We start from the raw sequence: 505 nt of genomic DNA, 5'->3' as shown, positions 1-505 counted from the left end.
GGGTCGGGTCAAAAAGTAGTAGATGCCCCGCTTTCGTGGCGGAGGCATTTTGAATAGCCCAGCCAAGTTGCCCGAGACCCCCTGCCTGCCGCCGATTAAGCAGGACGATTCATAGCAAATTCGCATTGTATATACAGTCCAGATGCTTGTTTATGCATTGAGTTGTAGCGGATAGTGGTGGATAGCCAGAAGAAACACGAGGATTCGAGAAGGAAAATCCAAAACCAAAGCGGTTTCCCTGATCGACAAGATTTCAGAGAAACCGCTGGTAGATGGTGGTGGGCCCTCCGGGATTCGAACCCAGAACCCAGGGATTATGAGTCCCCTGCGCTAACCGTTGCGCCAAGAGCCCTTATGATTAGTGGTTGCAAAGGTAATGGAGGACTTCCATGTAGAGAAGCGTTGCACCACGTCGTGAAATACTACCATGCTCGCGGCACCCGTTCAACGCACGATCTTGTCGACCAGGAGGATCATGGTGCCGCCTTTGACCTTGTGTGCCTAT

The 505-nt window shown here is 51.9% G+C and carries 1 tRNA gene; it reads right to left on the bottom strand.

The window, feature by feature from the left end:
• Positions 1–276: 276 nt before the first annotated feature.
• Positions 277–352: transfer RNA gene (locus tag DXC79_RS09960), tRNA-Ile, on the bottom strand.
• Between the last annotated feature and the right edge of the window lie 153 nt (positions 353–505).

It is taken from the genome of Collinsella sp. TF08-11AT (assembly GCF_003437035.1).
Lineage (GTDB): Bacteria > Actinomycetota > Coriobacteriia > Coriobacteriales > Coriobacteriaceae > Collinsella.
This window is presented reverse-complemented; position numbering and strand designations above follow the sequence as displayed.